1 protein-coding gene is annotated in these 847 nt (G+C 50.9%); it reads left to right on the top strand.

From position 1 onward, the window contains the following. A partial coding sequence (locus tag R7Q11_RS25500; protein WP_225466916.1) for a PhoX family protein occupies positions 1-847 on the top strand: 847 nt, incomplete at both ends.

Here is an 847-nt window from a genome sequence, read left to right as displayed (position 1 = left end):
CCGATCCGCTTAACCGCCGTTACACTGGTGCGACAGTGATGGATTTATCTGGCCCAGTCGCTCACACGGCGCTTACTGTGACGCGTTTTTCGCCTGATGGCAGCCAAGCTCGTGGTACGTTAAACAACTGTGGCAACGGCTATACGCCGTGGGGTACTTACCTCACGTGTGAAGAGAACTGGCCTGGCTACTTCGTTAATGCGGGGACTCGTACAGAAGAACAAGATCGTATTGGTGTGGATGATAAGAGCACGCGTTACTTGTGGGAAACATTGGCAGGTAACTCAGAAGAGCGTTTAGATGAGTTCACGCGTTTTAATGTTGCACCAACAGGCACCAGCTCTGCAGACGATTACCGTAACGAAGCGAACGGCCATGGCTACATTGTAGAAATTGACCCATATACCCAAAACTCTCGTGCGAAAAAGCGTACCGCGCTTGGTCGTTTCCGCCACGAAGGTTGTGCTTTCGGTAAGCTAGAAGCAGGCAAACCCGTAGTATTTTACTCAGGTCATGATTCTCGTTTTGAATACCTTTACAAGTTCGAGTCTGCAGCGGCTTGGGATCCTGCTGATGCAAATCCTGCGAATCGCTTGGCGACGGGCGACAAGTACATGGACGAAGGCACACTTTACGTTGCGCGTTTCAATGAAGACAGCACAGGTACTTGGTTGCCACTAACGCTTGATAGTGTGACGAGATCTGGTGGCACGCTTGCTGATCATTTTAACTCTTCAGCGGACATTATCATTAATACGGCTGGCGCGCCTGACCTTTGTTGCGCAACGCCAATGGATCGTCCTGAGTGGTGTTCGGTTGACCCGTTCACAGGCTCTCTATACCTCAC

Source organism: Vibrio sp. 970 (assembly GCF_033339075.1).
Note: the sequence above shows the minus strand (reverse complement) of the source record. Positions and strands in the feature narration are given on the sequence as shown.